Raw genomic sequence first — 18,931 nt, 5'->3', positions numbered from 1 at the left:
CTGGAGGAAATTCTCAGTGGCAGGTCACGTAGAAAGTGCCGCTTTCCTACAGTATTCTCGCGCGTCCCCTATCCGAGGCTTGGAGCGAATTCGTGCACCCGTCCGACTTCTTGAACGAATACGTCGTGCCTTCAGCCGAACATTGGAAAGCCAACCAAACGTCGAAGCACCTTGCCGTTCATGCGATCTCGCAGATCGATATTATGGCTGAGGTAGTGGCAAATCACATCGGCCGGAAGGCTCGCGCCTATCGTGATGATCTCGGCCAGAGATATCCAGCTCTAGCAAAGATCAGGGACGCCCACGACAGCCACAAACACGGCCAGCTAAACCGCCAGACCGCCCTCTTCGTATCGCAAGGGCAACGTCCCGATGAGGCCGTAGGGCATGCCTTTTTCGTGGGTGTTACGCACCTGAGCGGACCGCTGACGCCTTTCACGTACTTGGCGCTCACCCTTAATGACGGATCGACCGAGAAGGTTTACACGCTGATCAAGGATGGCATGGATGCCTGGGCGCAGGAAATTGCTGCGTTGGGGATTTAGTCGTCGACCACGAAAACAAACCGGCCGTCCTTGTCAACGGATATAGGGAAATAGTCGTGCTTGTCAGGGTCAAAATCGGCACGCACTTGAGCACGCATTTCCGTGAGATATTCCTGATAACTCATCGACGCATAGCGATAGTATTTCGTATTCTCGGACGCCGACATGACCGAGACGTCAAAATAGATACCACTCTGCTCAACGATTGCATGCGGCGTGACGCTGTGATCGGGTCCGTAGTAGCAGAAGACGATGCTGTACGTATCGCTCGCTTTCGCCACGAGAAACGCATTGTGAAAGCATTTGCCTGAGGTTGTCTTTATAGAATTGAATTCCAGAGGTATCGGCGAAATTTCCACGAGATCGGCTGGGTGAGGAAACTCGCGGAGCGGAAAATATTCGATAGCTTCGCCATCATAGTCGCTCTCTCGAACGACCAAGTATCTGTCTTTATTGAGCATATTATGTCCAGCAGTATGTGATGTCAGCGGTTAGCTATTACGGAAAGCTCTTAGCTAGATTTGCCGCGTTCGTATCGGAAATGGTGCAACTGGCACGCTGCTTGATCGGAGCAGAGTTCTGCGGGGGGGCGCCGATCACTATTTTGTCGGTGCTTCCGTTCTTCAGCCGGAGCACCTCGTAGCCATTGGCCTGGCCGAGCATATCGTAATCGTCACCGACCTTGCCGCCTAGCGCATCGATGATCTCCTGGTCAGAAGGATCGTCCGACAGCGTTACATGTCGTACAGCCCCGGTGGTGCTTACTATTTTCGCGATGATCGGCATGCAAACCCTCCTGGTTGCGCACCTGATATCCCACTACTCGTTGATTTTTTATTGATTTCGGCTTGTGCAATTTCCGCCCACAGCGAACGATATTGGTATCGATATGCGTTTTGGGAGAACGCGATGCCTGACAAGCCACTTAACTTCAATGTCTATGCCGGGATGGAGCTGCCATCCATTTCTCTTATTGATCGCGACGGCGAAGGTGACGCCCAAGCCTGGATCACCACGTCGGACGAGGTAACCAGAGCAAAGCTCGTCATCGCCACCCTGTTTGTGTGGTCTCGTATTTCTGGCGATTTATCCTTCCTCGATGATCGCAGCTACAAGTTAGGTCGTGATATCGTGTCCGATATTGCTTCAGAGCTCGCAGCTCGTCGGTCGTGATTGGGATGGGCACGCCGGCCTCCTGCAAGCTCAACGATTTCATTGATGATCTCCTCGGTGAGAGGCCGAATGCGTGTCGTCACGAACCCTAACATGCGTCGTCGCCTGTCGGATGATGTTCGTCCTTAACGAGCGGGCCGACGGCAGGCAGGAGGTCGCGCCAAACCTGCGGTGGGACCGGCAGCCGGTAGCACCGGCACGCGGTGAGCACGATCGGCCAATGGCCGAAACGGACCGCGGACAGAGCGTCGTAGTGCGGGTTGTTGACCGCCTCCTCGAGGACGAAATCGAGTGCGTCCTGTGAACCCGCGGTGACCGGAACGCCGATCAGCACGGCACCGTGATCGTCCCGGCCGAGGTAGAGGTTATCCTCGCTGTCGTCGTCCGGAAGCCAGGTCTGAAACGTGCAATGGGCGAGCGATTCGATCTTGAACTCGGCCAATTCGTCGAACACATCCTGTCTGCCCCGCGCAGCTGCCCATTGTGCAAGCATCGGGTATAGGACACTTCCCTCGGTCGAACTTTGACGGTATTCCTCGCTGCGTTCGGACGGATGATCGACAAGATCCCAATAGGAGCGACTGATCACCGGATAACGCCCATGCACGTTGAACGCGAAGATGCTGCGGCTCACCAGCTCTTCGGTCCATTGATCGATCGCGCCATGCGTGGCGGGGCGGCAGGCTAGAAGCGTGAAGGCAAGACCAATGTCGATCGCCTGCCAATCGCCGATCGGTGACAGCAATGCGCGATTGTTGCTGATTATCTGGATGAGTTGCATGCAAAGTCCGTCGATCCGCGCCAGCGTCGCGTTGTTGACCTTGGCGAGCATTGCCGGGAGCGTTCGGACATACTCCTCGTTGAGCACGACCGGACCTTTGGCTGGCGCGAGCTGCCACACCAGCCACAAGCCCCGCAGCGCCAAGCACCCGACAAGTTCGAACAGCTTCAGGTTTACATCGAGCGAGGCATGTGATCCGACTGCCGATGAAAGCGCGTGCCGGGCATTGGCATGTGGCAGGATCTTTTTCTCAAACAATTCGTCCCAGATTACGAAATGCAGCTCGAAGAGCTCGTTAATGACAAAGCCCGCTGCTTCAGCCGTTTTTCCCGAGCGTCCGATGTCGGCCTTGAGGAGATGCCAGACCTCAAGCTTGGCGCGTTCGCTGGCGCGATAGGGCGCCTCCACATTGTTTGCCTCGCGCGCCCAAACAAACATGATCCACAGGCAAATGTTGATCATCCGGGCCTGAGACAGCCGTGCCGCCGCGGTTGCGCCGGGTGTATCGGCCAACGCGCGCAGTAGTCGGCCGAAATGGTCGAGTGCGACATCGGGTTCCTCAACCATCGCGACACTCTTGCGCAAATGGCTTCGCAGTACGGGCGGCAGCAAGCCTTCGCGCAGGATACCGTCGAGGATGACGTCCGCTAATCGGTCGCCATTCCATTCTTCATAGCTGATGCGCTCGGTGGTGTTCCGGGTCATGTAGCCGGTCACTTCGGCTCGGACCTGCTCATCGATCGCGCCGCCGAACGTAAGGCAAATGGCGATCGGCAGCGCGGCATACTCGGGCGGAATACGGCTAGCGATGTAATGATCGAGAATTTCGTCGAGCGATGGCCTGAGACTTTGCGGCGAGGCCGTGTTCCACTCATTGCGGTCGAGGTCGCCAGATTTGACCGAGAACAGATGGACGCGGCGAACGCCATCACGTCCATTGCCGACTGCGGCGACGTCGACGCCATATTGGCGCGTTCCCCGCGCCGGACGTGAGTATATGGTAAACCCTAGCTCGGTAAGCAAATCGGGCAACACGGCGTCGAGTTCACCTCGTTCGCGCAAGGAAGCGAGATATTCACGAATGACAAGCTTCATGGTTCCGCGCCTCGCATGGCGCGGAATACCCGCAGTTTGTAGTCGAGATCGAACGGTTCGAGAATGTCGAGGTGCGGCGCCTCGATGCTGTGGCTGAAGCCGTGCAACTTGGTTTCGTTGCGCTGCTTCTTGCCGTCTGATCCTCCGAAGTAGCTGACGAGCGATTGCCATAAAGCATGACCGAACGGCTCACGAGTGACATGAAGACCGACTTTTGCTCTGCTTGCTTGTGTACCTGCCGCATCGACTCTTGCTGGCGGTGACCCTCGATAAGCCGCTCGCGTTCCGAGGGACGTAGCTCCTTGATCCGACCAGCCTTGCGCAGGCCTTCAATATAAGACTCGAGCCGAGTGAGCAGGTCTTTGATGATGGGCTGCACAGGATCGTTTTCATCTTTAGCGCGCTCGCCTAGCCAATCGGCCAATGCACCCGAGTAATTAATCAGCAAAGGGTCGAAGAGAAGCTCCACCAACACCTGGCGGCGATCCTCGGCGACGCCGGGAATGAGACCGAGCATCAACGAAGCAGCTGTTATCGGATGGATGAAAAGATAGCCGACCGCCCGGTGTGCGAGCACGATCTTATCGGCGTCCGTTCGCTTAAGGGTTATTGGATCGGCAGCAAGTATAATTGGCCCGTCGCCATGGTTATTGGCGACTAGCGATAGGGTCGCATGGCCAAGATTGTGATCTAGAGAAAGAAGCCAGTCGGCAATAACCTTCGCCAATCGATCGGGCGGAAGCGTGCGCAAAGAATAGGAAAAGCTGTCGAATACCTCGAGTGACGCCAGCTCCTCGTGCTTTGCTATCAAAGGCGAGACAAGAGCGAGGGCTTCATCGAGCCGGCCATACCTGATGAGCTTACCGCCAGCAGCATCGATATGATCGATGGTTGCACGACTACTAACCTCAACCTTGTGCATGACCGCTATCAAGCCGGCTAGAATATCTGGCGCGAGCTCTTCGCCGTGAAACATGAGTTCAAGCGAGAGCTGATGGATTGCCTGGTCGCCAACTCGCGGAATTGCAGCCTGGATTAACGAGACGGCTGACCCCTCCAGGTTTTGATGGGCACGTGCCAACTCGCAAATGGCGGTGAGGATATGACCAAGAGAGTTGTCGTCGGCAGCAGAGCTTGCCGCGACAAGCGCATTCGCGGCGCGGTCGCACATCTCCTTGCTCACGAGGGCTATGGTTCCGATGACTTTGGCCGCGGCCGAACGTGCCGGCGGGACCGTGCCTTGAAGATAGGCTATCGCTCTGGTGAGAGCGTCCTCACCGGCCTTCTCCGCCAGCGCCTGGAGGCCGAGGAAGATATAGGGCGCATCATCGGGGTCTTGCCCGTCGACTGCGGCAAGCGTTGTCTGCGCGCGATCGCCTTGCTCGGCCCATTTTCGAAAGGCGCCGTTTGGGCTGCCGGAGGCAAGGTCATCGCCAGCGCGTGCGACCAATGCCTTAACCGCGGTAAGCATCGCGGGCACCTCGGCCTGAAGGGCCGGAATGAGTTCGCAATAGACGTGCATGGCTACAAAGAAGTCATGTTGATTGATCGAAGAACTGGAAATCGTCCGCGCGGATTCAAGAACATCGATTGCACCCTTGTTGTGGAGCTTGATAAGCGTTGCTTCAAACGCCTTACCAACGTCACCGTCGTAATGACGCCTCATGCGCTCGACGAAGAGCTCTGGGAGCGTGCCGGCCGCGTGACGCTCGATGATTTCTTGCTCGTCTGTCATTGTCCCCCGTGTTGCGGACCGAAAACGCCGCCCCCTCAAGATAGCAAATGCGTAAACCTCTAACTTTGTATTCTCCATAGTCTTCTAAGGCGCGCTTTTTGAAAGAAGCGCGGCGTACAGTGACGTCGAAGATGCCCTGGCCGACATGCTATCGGCATGCCGATGACCTGGGATCATCAATTCCGCAGCGTTGTTCGGAGATAGCTTCACGATTATATTGATGTGAACATCACCGCAACTACGAGTCGGCCAAGTGGCGCCATTCAGATAGCGCCGCCAACATGGATCTGTGAAGCCGCATGCTTCTCAACGACCACTTCGGATGTCGGAGATGTCGGCCGATCGAGTTGGCTAGTCGTCTCCCCCGGCGGCCTCGCTGGCAGGCTTTTCGATCAGCTCAATAGCGACCGCGAGCCCGAACTGCTCAATGCGTTGTGCGGCAGCCTGGAGGCTAACCTTGCTGAAAAAGGGAAGGCCAACGGTTCCATCTGCATAGGGCTTCCGCATTACACCGTAAACGACCTTGAATTTACTTCGGTCGACGCGCTCCGTGCTTTTCGGTAGCTGCACTTCAAAGCCGTTTCCAAGACTCTTCACTTTTGATCGCAGCGTCTTGCGAAACTTCGCGTCGCTCACAAAGGCTTCCGCGCTGACCAGCCCTTGCATCCAGACATGACTGATTGGGCCGGAGGATTCTCCGTCCTTGAGGTGAATGAATTCGCCATTCTTGGAGAGAAAGTCGCATGGCTCAAGATTGCCGTATCGCACTCCTTGGGGATTGATTTTTTGTTGATCGAGCTTGAGCAATTCCGGGCGATTTGCCTCGATATCTGCAATCAGGTCCCGCTCGTTGGCGCACTCCGTCGCTCCAATGATCGCCACTTTTTCCAACGCGTCGAAATAGTCCTCAACTAGCTTCTTGAAGCGCTTCTCGACGACATACCAATCGCCTGCGAACAGCACATAGTGCTTTTCCTTGTCCCCGGCGCCGAGCGACGCCTCAAATACGAAGCAGTCGTAGACCCTCCATTTCTCACTGAATTCTTCCTCGCCATCCCCCTTGGCCTTGATGCGATGATTGGCCTTCACCTCGGAGAAGTCATCGTCGAAATCGCAGCGGTTCAGTTCTGTCACATAATCGTCAATCGAGAGGCTGTGAAACGTGGTGCCGTGTGAACCAAATCCGTTGTAATGGAGCTCGTTCCCTTCGGTATAGTTGACGATTTCCGGTGGTGACATGTGGAGCTGAGAGGCTTGCCCATCTCTCAGTTTCCCCAACGCCTCTTCAAGTTGCCCGTCGAGCAGCGCGATAATGTCTTTCTCATGCACGATCTGCATGTTGTCGACCCAGGCGAATTCTTTCTGGTAGTCGATCTTCTTGTACGCTTTGATTATGTCGGCACACTTTTGCCGGAGACCGTCTGCTTTAACCTCGCAGGTAATCGATAGACTACCTTTTCCCGCGACGAACCGAGCAAATTTCAAATCGGTCGGTGTACCGCCAGCAACCCGCGCTAAGTCGCGCAGCATGTCTACACCAAAGGCTTGCAGATCGCTGTCACGGCTTGCCTGTACACGCTTTTGAAATGTCACGGCGTCAGGCGTGGCAAGATCGAGACTGCGAAGCTGACCTCTGGGAACGCTATTGAGCGTCACCTTCAACCCGAACTGCCGCTCGAAAGCATCGTCGTTAAGGGCAATGTGGACATGCCCGAAACAGATGGCGGCAGTTCGATCTCCGATTGGCAGGAAGACCACCGCTCCCGCACCACTTGCAAAAATGTCTGTTGGCAGGTCCGCACTCTGCGGACTGAGAAACTCTACCCACGATGGCGGGTTGGAGTAAATCTGGCCAATGAAAAGTGATGCGCCTTCAACGCCGTTCCAAGGTCGCTGCTCAAGCGCTCGGTCGCTTCCTTGAGAAAAAGTGGGTGAGAATGCGTCGCCAATAGTTCGGCCTTCACGTAGTAAACGAACGTTCAGCGTGCGTAGACGCGTCTTTTCTCCAGCCATTTTAGCTCCCCCCGGCACATCATTATCAGAATCCCAAAATTACCTCCAGATCGGACACCCGACATCAGCGAAGCAGGCACGGGAACCGTTCAGGCTCCCTGCTCATGTATGTCGGTCGAGCCTCGCTCGGCCGGTGCGGCGATATTGAGCAGGTTAAGTGATGATGAACAAGAAGGCACGCGTCTATGACCACTTAAGTCGCGGGACTTGCGCTAATAGTCGACGCTTGACGCCTTCTTCGCGTGCCAGAACCGAATGCCGCCATCATCCACCCTCAAGGCAACGATGACGAGTTTGGCACCGGAAGTTTCGTCGTAGGATGTTGACGAGCGGTACTTCCAAAGTGTGATCGTCGAGACCAGACGACGGTTCAAGTCCGACAACGTCGCCTCTAGCCACGCTGGCGTTGCCCATAGGATCTCGCCTCCGGACTGATGGCGATATTTGTGCTGGTCAGGGTTCGGCTCCCACTTTCCCCAGACCTGGCTCTCCAGAGCGAGGCTGCCACTGGCGTCGTGCCACTCGCCGACTATGGGCCCTTCGGTCAAAGACAGCTGCTTCGTTAGATCTATTCCCAGTCGCGGCCTTGACGCCGCTCCGTGAGCGGCGAGTTCATCGCCTTGATCGATGCCAAGACGATAATGTTCTGGTGCCCAAACTAATGGCTCGAATGGGCTCGCCTGCCGATAGTTCCGATCATAGTACCCGCCGTCCCAAAACTCCGGCAGCCAGAAGTCGTGGCTGGGCTTTTTGGAGAAAGACGTGCACCGTTGAACTGCTCCTTTCCGCTCCGACAGTGCGGAGGTGATATTCACTGAAACGCCGTCCGGCGATGTCCACCTGCCATAGAGCGGGATAACGTCGGCGGGATCGCGGTCGATGATGTTGAGCTTTTTTAGCACAACGTCCGGAGCTTGAAGCGACTCCTTCTGCTTCTCGCGTGGTCCGAGAAGTTTCTCAAACGCCCGTTGCGGGGTGCCGTCCTTGCGATCAGACAGCCAAGACCCGTCATCGAAGGTGATGTCGTAGCGGTCACGCCACTCGCGCCACTTATCACTTTCGTCATCATATGTTCTCGCTACGACGGGGTGGGAAGCGAACAGTTTGGTGGCCGCGCTAAACAGTGCGTGCTTTTGAACATGCTCTCTGAAGTACTCGTGCTGGTCATTGCGATCACGGCGGTAACGATCATGGCCGGGGAAATAGCTCATGTCCTTTGCCTCGGGCCATCGCGCCACAATCTCGCTCGCAAGAAGGTCCGCTACCGTCCCATGAGGCAAGCCAAAGAGACGCGCCAAGTCATCGAGCTCGGATTTGTTGAATTCATAGTCAAAGGAAAAACCGGATGTGGCCTCCGCGGGCGCCGGCCACTCATCTGTCTTCACCGTGCCGTTCGGAGGCGTGTCGATTTGCGCACGCAAGATCGCAAGCGCTTTGTCAGGACGCCCCCCATTACCGATATTCTCGAGGCAGCGTGCGATATGCACCTTGTGCATCACATGGACATCAGCCCGTTGGGCGAGCGCCAGCAGTTTGGGGCGCAAGAATGCGAGAGTGCTGCCGTGCCTTTTTGCGGCCCGGGCGACACCGATGAGAAGCCACTCCTGTGAGTTTTGGAAGGGCAGCGACCTGTCAGTCGTAGCGAGCGCCGGCACCTCGCGAACGTCGAACTGATCGAGCAGCAATTCCAGCTCCTCATGCAAACCCAGCTCGACAGCGGTAGAGAGAGAGCGTGCCACCGACCACCTGACATACGCGTCGTCATCGCCCAAGAGATGCCAGAGAATGTCGGCCAAGAAACCAGGTTCTTGCCGTGCGGCCGCGAACTCGGCTCGATACGGGCCTTCACCGATCTCATCCGCGAAACGCGAGGCCGTGCCGGAAAGGAGTCGCTCGAAGGCTTCGAGTGCGGCAGCACCGGACGCAATGTCACAGAGCGAGATTGCCAGCTGGAGCCATTCATCTCCATCAAGCTCTATCTCGTCGATCGCAACCTTTTTCAGTATCTGCTCGAGCACGAAGCGCTTGTCGCCGCATAGTTCCGAAAGCTGTTGGAGGCGCCGGGCCATATTGGAATAACGATCGTCAAAAAGCTGGGCTCCTTTGTGCGCGAATAGTGAGACGATCAGCTCCTTCGAATGTGAGCGCAAGTGGGCGGCTTCACTCGCCCATACCGCAATGCACTCAATTGTTAGGTCGATAGCTCGGTCAAACTCGAACTCAGTTGCCTCGCAAATGGCGAACAGGAACTGCAGCCTTTTGCCGTAGGGGCACGCGTTTCGCACGCCTGCCACGAACTGAAGACGAGCTCCGAATGGAAGGCGCTTGTCCTCATCGATCATCCTGATCGCCTCGTCTATCGAAGCGGCCGATGTAGGATCGCAGCGCTGGACAAGCGCCGCGATGGTTTCGTCGACCTGTTCTTTGGTCGGTCGCGCCGGCGTATGAGCGAGGAATTGGCTTGAAGAGCGATTGCGGTCGTTGAATTCGTCCTGCTTCTGCTTAGCAAATGCCCTCGCTTGTTCGATCGCGGTCTTTTCCTCTTCGGTAAGCGTCCCTGGATAGCTATCTCCAGCCTTTAGGAGACTTTCCCATAGCGTTGGCCAAGCGCCGTCCATATGCTCGGCGCGCAGTTTTCCAAGGATCACATTCATGATGGCCTTACGGTCGGCAGGGTCGCAAACGCTTAAAAGGTCGGAGATGCCTTCACCGACCTGCCAATCCCACCAGCCGTGGTCCTTGCACAATGTGAGGAGCAGCGCGGCTCGCACTGGCGAGAGCTTCCCCATTTTCGCTAAGTAGCAAACCAGCTGGGGTAAGCCATAGGAAAGCTCAACTACATCCTGGTCCTTCCATCGCACGAGTTTTGCGATGGCTGCAAAGCCAATTGAGTTCGCCGCCGAACGCCCGAACAATGTCCAGCCAAACTTCCTCGGTTCGTAGTGAGCGATTGCTTGGCAAAGGTTCATGAGGCGCTGCGCGGCCACGGGAGATAGTTCGCCGCCGGGCTGAACGACGCCATAGTGTAGCAGAGAGTAAATTTGCTGGAGGTCCTCGCCGCCCATCTGGTCGAGCTGTGAGAGACCCTGGCGGTAGTACTCGCGTGCCTCGTCGACGCTCATAGCGACCAGAGTTGCGGCGAGATCGGCGTATCCTTCGCCGCGAGAGCCAATGTTCTCATCTTTTCGGATTTGTTCCGAGACGTGGCGCGCAAACTCTCCAGCAAGGCTGTGCAAAGGTGGCCTGCGAGCTAGATGGGCCAAGACCCTGAGCTTCTGATAGGGCGCGAACCGGCCCGTAGAAACAAGATCGACCACGGCGCGAGCCTGTTCCGACGTAACATCGGCTGCGCAGGAGAAAAGCAATTCCACGCACGCGAGGCCCAGTGTTCGCGATTGCAAATCTACTGCGGTCTCTGATCGCCAATGCACGCTGCTGCGGGTCGTCGATTGCCAGATGGAAATGAACGCATCCATGGTGGCGACACTGACCGGCTGCTTTGAAAGGATCGCCTCTTGAATGGGCTGCATCAACGTCAACGCGAGTTCGATGGCATCAACGATCTCGTTGCGCTCAACAGAGTTGTATCGAGCCTTTTCCTTGGGGGACTTTCGCTTCTTGACGCCTCGCACCGGTGCGGTGCTGACGGTCTGCTCCGCGATGAACTTGGCCAGCTCTTTCTTATCGCTGATGGCCTTGGCGCGCTTCGTAATCTTCAGTTCTCTGGGAAGGAGATCGTGATAAGCGAGCGGCTTTCCGGCAGACCAGGCGCGCACGCAAGCACAAATGAGAGGCTGCCAGACCGTCGGATGCCCATAGCGCTCGCTGTAGTCGTAGCCTGAGGGCCGCATCTCTGGGACATTGCGCATCAGCGAGGCCGCTACCGACCGTGAGCCCATTAGCAGCACGGTGAGCGCAGCTTGGGTGATGTCTCCGGCGATGCTTCTATCCTCTCGGAACGAATAGTCCTCACGATCTTCCTGATCATCTGGCGCCGAGAAGGCCTTGAGTGACGCCGAGAGTGACTTGGCTTGCGCCCGAGTGATGTATTGGGGCCGAGTCAGCAAGCAGATCTTCAGCGCGGCGGACTTGCACTGATCGCCTGCGGCGAACTCTACGAACTCAGCAAGCGCGTCATCGCCGGTCGTCAACCTCAGCTGATCGAGCAGCGTGATAAGAGCATCGCTCGCGGCAAGTGAGAAACGAGCAGTCCAGCGGGTGAGATTGTGGTCGACGTTCTCAAGGTCGCCATGCAAGACGCCGGCGAACAACACTGCTGCAAAGTCGGCTGTCTCAGGCCCGGCACGGTCATGAGGCGGGTCTTCCCCGGGAAGCTGCGAATGCCAGTTGATCCACCGAATCGTACTTTCGCGCTGAATCATTGCTTCTTCAGCATCGCCCGCAAAGCTGTACGATATGGTGAGGCGCGCACTTCGCGCTCCCCGCCACCCCGACCTATCTGCGAATAGTCGGCGCTGCGCATCGGGGTCACCCAGTGTCACCGCTAGAGCAGGCGAGCGGCGAATGTACTCATCGCCACGCATGTTGGCGGTCGCCACTTGCGCAAGGCGCATCGTGAGGTTGAGGACACGGTCGAAGTCGCCTGCCGCCACGGCAAGGCGGAAGGCTGCTCGCAGGCGCGCGAGCGATAAACGTCGCCGGCCGAACTCCGACTGCACAACAGAGGGAAAGCTGGAGGAGTCCGCCAGAGCGAAGGCGCGATCACTGTCATTGATAACGACGAGGAAGTGGGGTAGCGCCTCGGCGGCATAGGACGATGATGCCTGGCTCGCCAACAGTCTGTCGGCGATCACTCTTTGTGCGTCTACTTCGCTTGAGTAGGTCTCGCGGACATATGTCTCAGTAGGCTCGTCGCGGAATATGGCTCCATGAGGTGTGAGTTCTAGCATGGGGGCCAAGTCCGATGCGGCGGTATACACCTGAGATGCCGGCCAGCCCAAAGCACTCGCCAGATCGTCAAGGGGAATGGGCGGCGGCAGAAGCGAGAGCGCCACAAAGAACTCGCGAACCTCGTTCTCGGCCCAACCCGCGATGTGAAGGTCGTTGACGATCTTCGCGCACCGCTGGGCGATAATCTCCTTGACCGTGATCGGAGTGGACGGCGCCGTGCCGGCGACGTTTATGTCCCAGGTGGTCAGCAAGTAGTCGAGCACGCGGGCGTTTCGGCCCGACCGGGAGAGTGCAGTTGCAAACTCTACCTCGGAGATCGTTGGCCTTCTCGCCTCCAAAAACTGACGCGCTTCGGGCTCGGTGAACGGCCCCAGTTCGAAGGGCTTGACCCTCGCGCGGGCGATGACGGTGTCTTTGCGGTGCGTGCGGGCCGTGAGCATCAACTTCACTCCATCAATCGGCTCGTGATCGAGCATCGACAAGAGCAGTTTGGGAAACGCGTCCTCACGGCGATAGTCGGCCTCCAGCTGGGCATTGTCGGCAGCATCAATGATGATAAGTAGTCCGCGCTTCTTCGACTGGGTGACGATGGCAGTGGCGGCTTGGCTAAACCTCTTTCGAGCAGCTTTCAGAATCCGGCGGTTGTCATTCTCCGACGGAAGAAGGAGATCGCAGAGCCCTCTAGATGCGAGCTCGTTGACGATCTGGACGATGCCGACGCTCGGCAGATGGCGAGAGTGCTCTTCAGACCGGTAGGCGCCTCCGCCAAAGCAATCAAAGACGACGACCTCGAACTCGTTGCTCAGGCGCGCGGCGAGGCTCTGCACAAAGACGGTCTTCCCCACCCCTCCTTCGGCATGCACGAAGATTGGCATGGATAGCTGCGCGACCCTTGCGCCGACGATGTCGAGCTCTGTCCGTTCGACTACCGCCCCAACATCAATGAATCGCGTGTCTGCGGGGAACAAATCTTCTGGCTCGCAATCAAGCGCGTCGAGAACATCCTCACGCCTGATCAGGTTCTTTCCTTGACCACTGGGACCTGCCTTCTTCAGGACGAGATCCTGCAAGTCGTGCAGACGCAGTTTGGCCTGAGAGTCCGCACCCGCCGACCAATCCGTTAGCGTTCGGCGGAGCGCGTTGCTTTGCCCCTGGAGGTTCTTCTCGGCGGCACGAAACTCTATGCGTGAGAATAGGCGCTTCGGATCGGGAACACCGCTCTTCGCACAGATTGCAGTCAGGTAGCTTACCTGCCGACCGGCGCCGCGGCTTGTCGCAGGAACGCCGCTCTGAAGAGCGGCAAGTGCCTCCCATAGATCGGGTCCAAACGAGGCGTTTGTCACAAAGATAAAGGCAGTTTTGGCATCGACCTCTGCGGCCGTGAAATCCTTCTCATAGCCGACGATTGTCGCGCAGAATTTCTCAATTGTTTTTCGGAGAAAGGAGGCGGTCACCTCATCGGGGCGCAGTTTGTATTTGAACTGCACCGTTTCAAGCCGATCGCTCGCGGCGAAGTTGTCGCCATTGCCGTAATACAGCACGAGGTCCGCGACCTCCTCGGCCTTGTCGCCGGGCTTCGCGGTCTCGGTCGAGGAAAGACCCTCGACGGCTATCGCGAAGAGGTTGTCCTTGGGGAATACGAGCTGAAGGGCCCTTCGTGCGGCCCAACGCTCGTGAAAAGTGTGGCCCGCCCGCGACGCTCGAACGGTATCTATTTCGTCGCTGTGATCAACTGTCGGCATGAACCACTACTGCTTGAACCAAAATACCTTAGACGCATTATAAATCATGAATGATAAGCCTGCCGGGGGTGACTGCAACAGCATAGAGAAAACAGCACACATTTATCGGTCTTCGCATCAACCCGTGGCGTATTCTTATGGAAATCATTCGACCGAAAGCGATTCGAACTTTTCTGCCGCCGAACGTCGCCGTTTCTACGCTATTCTGCGCACGCCTCAGCCTCTGCCGGATGCAAGGGCGTACGATCGGTGGCCATAGCGTCTTGTGGGCGGTATTCGGCGGAATTTGGCGCACCCGACAGGATTCGAACCTGTGACCTTTGGAATCGGAATCCAACACTCTATCCAGCTGAGCTACGGGTGCAGCGGTCACGCTTGAATCGCGTGCAGCGGTTGGTTCATACCCCAGCTTTGTTTTCGCATCAATGTCTAAAAATCAGAGATTTGCGAAACGCTGTCTGTTTTTGGGCGAGGTGGGGCGCGGGGCCTGTTTTGGGGTGGTCGCGGGTCTTTCAGCGGTGGCGGGGCGATGCGTCGTTTGACGTATTGTCTTTTTGCCGCAATAGGGTTTCCCTTATAAGTAGTATGTTATTGCCGGGTCTGGCCGCTGTTTTGCCGCTTTCACGAAGAGACGGTCGGATAAGGGCAACGCCTTTCAAATGCGGCGCGGGACGCGATTTTATCCCCTCAAAATTGGCGGGTAAATAGTCATACTTTTTTCGTTCGCCGGGTGGCGATCCGGAGTCCGGGTTTGCTTTGCCGGCGATTAACTGTCAAATTATTATACAATATTAGTATCATCTACATTTATTTGGGATACAGTTTCGTGACGTTGTCGGTTATGATTTCGACAAGGTAAAGGAACGAATCAGGCGGGGGATCGGATGGCTTTGCGATTGGCACACAGCAACGGGCCGCGGACGGAAAAGGCCGAAAGCGGCAGCGCGGAAGCGGCGCATATCACGGCTATCGACTATGGGTTGCTGACGACTGCGATCAGCTATCATTTGCGACACTCGCAACTTGCCGTGGCAAACGGTTTTGCCGATGTGCTGGCGGAGCAGGGATTGCGGCCGGCCGATTTTTCCGTTCTCGTCATCGTCGGCGGCAATCCGGGTCTCAAGCAGAGCGATGTGGCGGAAGCGCTCGGCATACAGCGTGCCAATTTCGTCGCCATCGTCGACAGCATGGAAGAGAAGGGACTGCTCGTTCGCCGCAAATCGGAAGAGGACAGACGCGTTCATTTCCTCGACATGACGGAGGAGGGCAGCAGCCTTCTCGACCGGCTTTCCAACACCTGGCGGGATCGTGAGGAAAAGCTGATCGACAGGATCGGCGGCAAGAAGGCCCGCGATCAGCTTCTGGCGCTGCTCGGACGCCTGCGCGACTGATCTCCGGCGAGAGCGGGGCAATCCAGGCTTGGGTCGCCGCGGGGTGCTGCCTGTGACGCAGATGTTCCGTCTTGCCATTGCCTTCGGCACCGGCGACGGTCTTCCTGCGCTGGTCTTTCACGCCAGCCTGATCGGCAGCGGGGCTGAATTGCGTTGCAATTTTCCTGTGAAACCGCCAAGACGCATAAGCATCTTCACGCCTTTGGGCGTGGAACCGCAATCATGCGATCGACTGGAAAGGCCCGGGACGGGAACGCCATGCTGAATATCGATACGAGTCATCCGCTTTATCGTCCCCTGTGGGTCCGGTTGCTCATCGTCGGCTTTTGCGCCGCATGGGCCGTCATCGAATTCGTCAATCGCGAGTTTTTCTGGGGAACCATCGTTGCCGGCATCGGGGCTTATGCGGCCTATGAATTGCTGCTGAAGTTCAAACCCGCAAGCGATGCTCCCAAAAGCGGAAATGGCGCGGATGAGCCTGCCGCCGAAAGCGCGCCCACCGACAAGAACGATGCGGGCTGAAGCGCCTCCTGTCTTTCGTTTCATGTATTTTGCGAGATAAGGCTGTCCAGCACTTTTACCGGAAATGCTCCCGCGTCCGCAGCATCCGTATCGCCTGGTCGATCAGGAGATTGGCCGCCGTCATGCGTAGCGTCGCATTGTGCCGGAACTGCGGTTTCACCCGGTCGGGATGATTGAGGCGGGCAAAGGCGCGGCGCTTTTCCGCAAGCGTTGCGGCCGTGTCGGTGTCGTGGATCGCCAGTTCCGCCGAAACATCGGCAAGCGAGGTCTTTTCGAGATGGGCCGGCATGGGTTCCGGTTCGGGCTCCCGCTCCGGTTCCGGTTCCGGCGGTGGCGCGGGGTCGGCCAGGAAGGCGAGATAGGCATCGAGATTGCCGTTCGCGGGCGGCGGCGTTTCAATATGTGTATCGATAACGAAGCCCGAGCTGAAACCGGCAATGCGGTGACCGGCGGGCGGTGGCGGCTCCGCGCCTTCCTCTTCCGTTTCTTTTTCGTGTTTCAGCCTGTCGACGACCGACTGGAAGACGGATTGTCCGAAGAGCATGCGGCTTTTCCCTCGCCGGTCTGACTATCCGGCCTTTATGGATCATCAAGGTGGTGTCTGGCTTGCCGCCGTCACGGGCCGGTCAGCTTGCGGCTTTCATCCAGAACCAGATCGTAGAGCAGGCGGGCGCTGGGCGGCAAAACACGGCCCTTGGTGGTGATGATGCTGTATGGCTTTACGACGAGCTCGAAATCCGTCGGCAATATCCGGGTTCGGCCGATATCGGCCTGCTGGCCAGCAACGAATTCGGCCATGTCCTGCGCGATCGGGGCGATGGCATCCGTGTTGCAGACGAGTGCAAGGGTGAGCACCACGGATGGCGTGTTGATGACGTTGCGCGGCATGGCGACGCCGTGGGTGAGGAAGACATCCTCCATGGTTCTGCGTAAAAGCGCGCCGGGCGGCTGGAAGACCCAGTCGTAACCGGAGAGATCCTGCAGGGTCACGGGCTCGCCGCGAAGCAGCGGGTGGCCTTCGCGCACCACAAGACAGGCGCGCTCTATGCCGATTTCATGGATGGAAAAGAGGCCGGGATCGAAATCGTCCGGTATCCGGCCGATGATGAAATCGTGCCGGGCCGCCAGCAGTTCGCGGGCCAGCACGTTGCTGCTTTCCACCTGCACGTTGATTTCGATGCCGGGATAGGTGTCCATGGCGCGCCTTATGGCGGGAACCACGAGGCTGATCGCCGGCGCGGTGACGGCGCCGATATAGACCGAGCCGCCGCTGCCGGATTTCATCTGGTTCAGCTCGCGGCTCGCCTCGCGCAGTTCCAGCAATATGGTGCGTGCCCGCCGCGCCAGCGCCTCGCCGAATTTCGTCAGCACCACGCCGCGCGAGGCCCGCTGACAAAGGGGTGATTTGACGATCGCCTCCATTTCCGAGAGCATGCGCGAGGCTGCGGGCTGCGTCATGTTCATGGCGGCGGCGGCCGCGCTGACCTGCCCGTGCTCCTCGATCATGACCAGCATGCGCAGGTGGCTCATCTTCAATCCGGCCCGCAGCAAAGGGTTGTCCTCAAAGACGAAAAGGGCATCCGTTGTTTGCGCCTGCTCATACACTTTTTGGTTGTTCATCCGTGGTTTTATACCCCTCATCGGTTTTTGTATCGATTTAATATATCATAATTGATATATGGAAACTGATTTATTCTATTTGACAGTTATATGGATTCAGAACAATTTGCGGAATGCCGGGGAGGAGCGGCAGCTGTTCCATTTCGCAATTGCGAAATCGGAGTGAGCGCAATGCGGCTTCTTCCTCTGACGGCATGAATTTCATGGTGCACCGCAGCATGCGGGCTCCAGAGAAGGGCTCAAGGGAGAGAGTTAATGAAGTCCATTATTTCGCTGATGGCAGCTTGTGCCATCGGTGCTGCTTCTTTCGCAGTGCCGGCTTTCGCACAGGACAAGGGTTCCGTTGGTATCGCCATGCCGACCAAGTCGTCCGCACGCTGGATCGACGACGGCAACAACATCGTGAAGCAGCTTCAGGAAGCCGGTTACACGACCGACCTGCAATATGCCGATGACGATATTCCGAACCAGCTTTCCCAGATCGAAAACATGGTCACCAAGGGCGTCAAGGTCCTCGTGATCGCATCGATCGACGGCACGACGCTGTCGGACGTCCTGAAGCAGGCCGGCGAGCAGGGCATCAAGGTCATCGCTTATGACCGCCTGATCCGCAACAGCGGCGACGTCAGCTACTACGCCACCTTCGACAACTTCCAGGTTGGCGTTCTGCAGGCGACTTCGATCGTCGACAAGCTCGGCCTGAAGGATGGCAAGGGCCCGTTCAACATCGAGCTCTTTGGCGGCTCCCCGGACGACAACAACGCCTTCTTCTTCTATGACGGCGCGATGTCGGTTCTCCAGCCTTACATCGACAGCGGCAAGCTCGTCGTGAAGTCCGGCCAGACCGGCATGGACAAGGTCGGTACGCTGCGTTGGGACCCGGCAACGGCCCAGGCCCGCATGGACAACCTGCTGTCGGCTTATTACACCGACGCCAAGGTTGACGCCGTTCTGTCGCCTTACGACGGTCTCTCCATCGGCATCATCTCCTCGCTGAAGGGCGTTGGTTATGGCACGAAGGACCAGCCGCTGCCGGTCGTTTCCGGTCAGGACGCTGAAGTTCCTTCCGTCAAGTCGATCATTGCCGGCGAACAGTATTCCACCATCTTCAAGGACACCCGCGAACTCGCCAAGGTGACCGTGAACATGGTCAACGCCGTTCTGCAGGGCAAGGAACCTGAGGTAAACGACACCAAGACCTATGAAAATGGCGTCAAGGTCGTTCCGTCCTACCTGCTGAAGCCGGTTGCAGTAACCAAGGAGAACTACAAGCAGGTTCTCGTCGATGGCGGTTACTACAAGGAAGACCAGCTGAAATAAGCTCGACACACATGCGGGGATGACTTGGCGTCATCCCCGTTTTTCCATAAAAATAAAAACGCCGGAATTAATCGGGCGCTGGA

At 57.4% G+C, this 18,931-nt stretch carries 13 protein-coding genes and 1 tRNA gene; 5 read left to right on the top strand and 9 right to left on the bottom strand.

Translation table 11 applies throughout. The features are described from left to right. Positions 1 to 92: 92 nt before the first annotated feature. On the top strand, positions 93 to 545 hold the full coding sequence (locus L904_RS19540) for a hypothetical protein (protein WP_115062306.1): 453 nt from the start codon (positions 93 to 95) through the stop codon (positions 543 to 545). On the opposite strand, the gene L904_RS19535 is transcribed toward L904_RS19540, so the two are convergent. Continuing rightward, the gene (locus L904_RS19535) at positions 542 to 1,006 is read right to left on the bottom strand and encodes a hypothetical protein (RefSeq protein WP_020808922.1); all 465 of its coding nucleotides are present in this window, start codon (positions 1,004 to 1,006) and stop codon (positions 542 to 544) included. The genes L904_RS19540 and L904_RS19535 overlap by 4 nt on opposite strands. Positions 1,007 to 1,043: 37 nt before the next feature. Continuing rightward, positions 1,044 to 1,331, bottom strand: a complete 288-nt coding sequence (locus L904_RS19530; protein WP_020808921.1) for a hypothetical protein — start codon at positions 1,329 to 1,331, stop codon at positions 1,044 to 1,046. 123 nt (positions 1,332 to 1,454) lie between these two features. On the opposite strand from L904_RS19530, the gene L904_RS19525 reads away from it, so the two are divergent. Then, a complete protein-coding gene (locus tag L904_RS19525) occupies positions 1,455 to 1,718 on the top strand; it encodes a hypothetical protein (RefSeq protein ID WP_020808920.1) in 264 nt (87 codons plus the stop codon). Between the two features lie 88 nt (positions 1,719 to 1,806). On the opposite strand, the gene L904_RS19520 is transcribed toward L904_RS19525, so the two are convergent. The 5 genes from L904_RS19520 to L904_RS19500 all read right to left on the bottom strand — a co-directional run bounded on the left by L904_RS19520 (position 1,807) and on the right by L904_RS19500 (position 14,359). Continuing rightward, on the bottom strand, positions 1,807 to 3,594 hold the full coding sequence (locus L904_RS19520; protein WP_020808919.1) for a hypothetical protein: 1,788 nt from the start codon (positions 3,592 to 3,594) through the stop codon (positions 1,807 to 1,809). Further along, a complete protein-coding gene (locus L904_RS19515; RefSeq protein WP_157084219.1) occupies positions 3,575 to 5,329 on the bottom strand; it encodes a hypothetical protein in 1,755 nt (584 codons plus the stop codon). Before L904_RS19515 ends, L904_RS19520 begins: the two co-directional genes overlap by 20 nt. A 351-nt stretch (positions 5,330 to 5,680) precedes the next feature. Next, positions 5,681 to 7,342, bottom strand: a complete 1,662-nt coding sequence (locus tag L904_RS19510; protein WP_031233432.1) for a TIGR04141 family sporadically distributed protein — start codon at positions 7,340 to 7,342, stop codon at positions 5,681 to 5,683. Between the two features lie 212 nt (positions 7,343 to 7,554). Then, complete coding sequence (locus L904_RS19505; protein WP_020808916.1) at positions 7,555 to 13,995, bottom strand: NACHT domain-containing protein; 6,441 nt, start codon at positions 13,993 to 13,995, stop codon at positions 7,555 to 7,557. Between the two features lie 287 nt (positions 13,996 to 14,282). Then, positions 14,283 to 14,359: transfer RNA gene (locus tag L904_RS19500), tRNA-Arg, on the bottom strand. A 520-nt stretch (positions 14,360 to 14,879) separates the two neighbouring features. On the opposite strand from L904_RS19500, the gene L904_RS19495 reads away from it, so the two are divergent. After that, complete coding sequence (locus L904_RS19495) at positions 14,880 to 15,386, top strand: MarR family winged helix-turn-helix transcriptional regulator (RefSeq protein WP_003520548.1); 507 nt, start codon at positions 14,880 to 14,882, stop codon at positions 15,384 to 15,386. Between the two features lie 258 nt (positions 15,387 to 15,644). Beyond that, positions 15,645 to 15,908 carry a hypothetical protein gene (locus L904_RS19485; protein ID WP_020808914.1) on the top strand — a complete coding sequence of 88 codons (264 nt, stop codon included), beginning with the start codon at positions 15,645 to 15,647 and terminating at the stop codon, positions 15,906 to 15,908. A gap of 55 nt (positions 15,909 to 15,963) precedes the next feature. Here the strand turns inward: L904_RS19485 and L904_RS19480 are convergent, their stop codons facing one another. Then, positions 15,964 to 16,452: a hypothetical protein gene (locus tag L904_RS19480; RefSeq protein ID WP_020808913.1), complete on the bottom strand. Its 489-nt coding sequence runs from the start codon at positions 16,450 to 16,452 to the stop codon at positions 15,964 to 15,966. 71 nt (positions 16,453 to 16,523) lie between these two features. After that, positions 16,524 to 17,528, bottom strand: a complete 1,005-nt coding sequence (locus tag L904_RS19475; protein WP_020808912.1) for a LysR family transcriptional regulator — start codon at positions 17,526 to 17,528, stop codon at positions 16,524 to 16,526. Between the two features lie 255 nt (positions 17,529 to 17,783). Between L904_RS19475 and chvE the strand changes: the two genes are divergently transcribed. After that, complete coding sequence (gene chvE / locus L904_RS19470; RefSeq protein ID WP_003520542.1) at positions 17,784 to 18,848, top strand: sugar ABC transporter substrate-binding protein ChvE; 1,065 nt, start codon at positions 17,784 to 17,786, stop codon at positions 18,846 to 18,848. Positions 18,849 to 18,931: the final 83 nt, after the last annotated feature.

Origin of the sequence: Agrobacterium sp. LY4, from assembly GCF_001526585.1 — a bacterium.
In the GTDB taxonomy this organism is placed as follows: domain Bacteria; phylum Pseudomonadota; class Alphaproteobacteria; order Rhizobiales; family Rhizobiaceae; genus Agrobacterium; species Agrobacterium leguminum.
The sequence above is the reverse complement of the archived record's forward strand: the minus strand, read 5'-3'. Positions and strand labels throughout refer to the sequence as shown.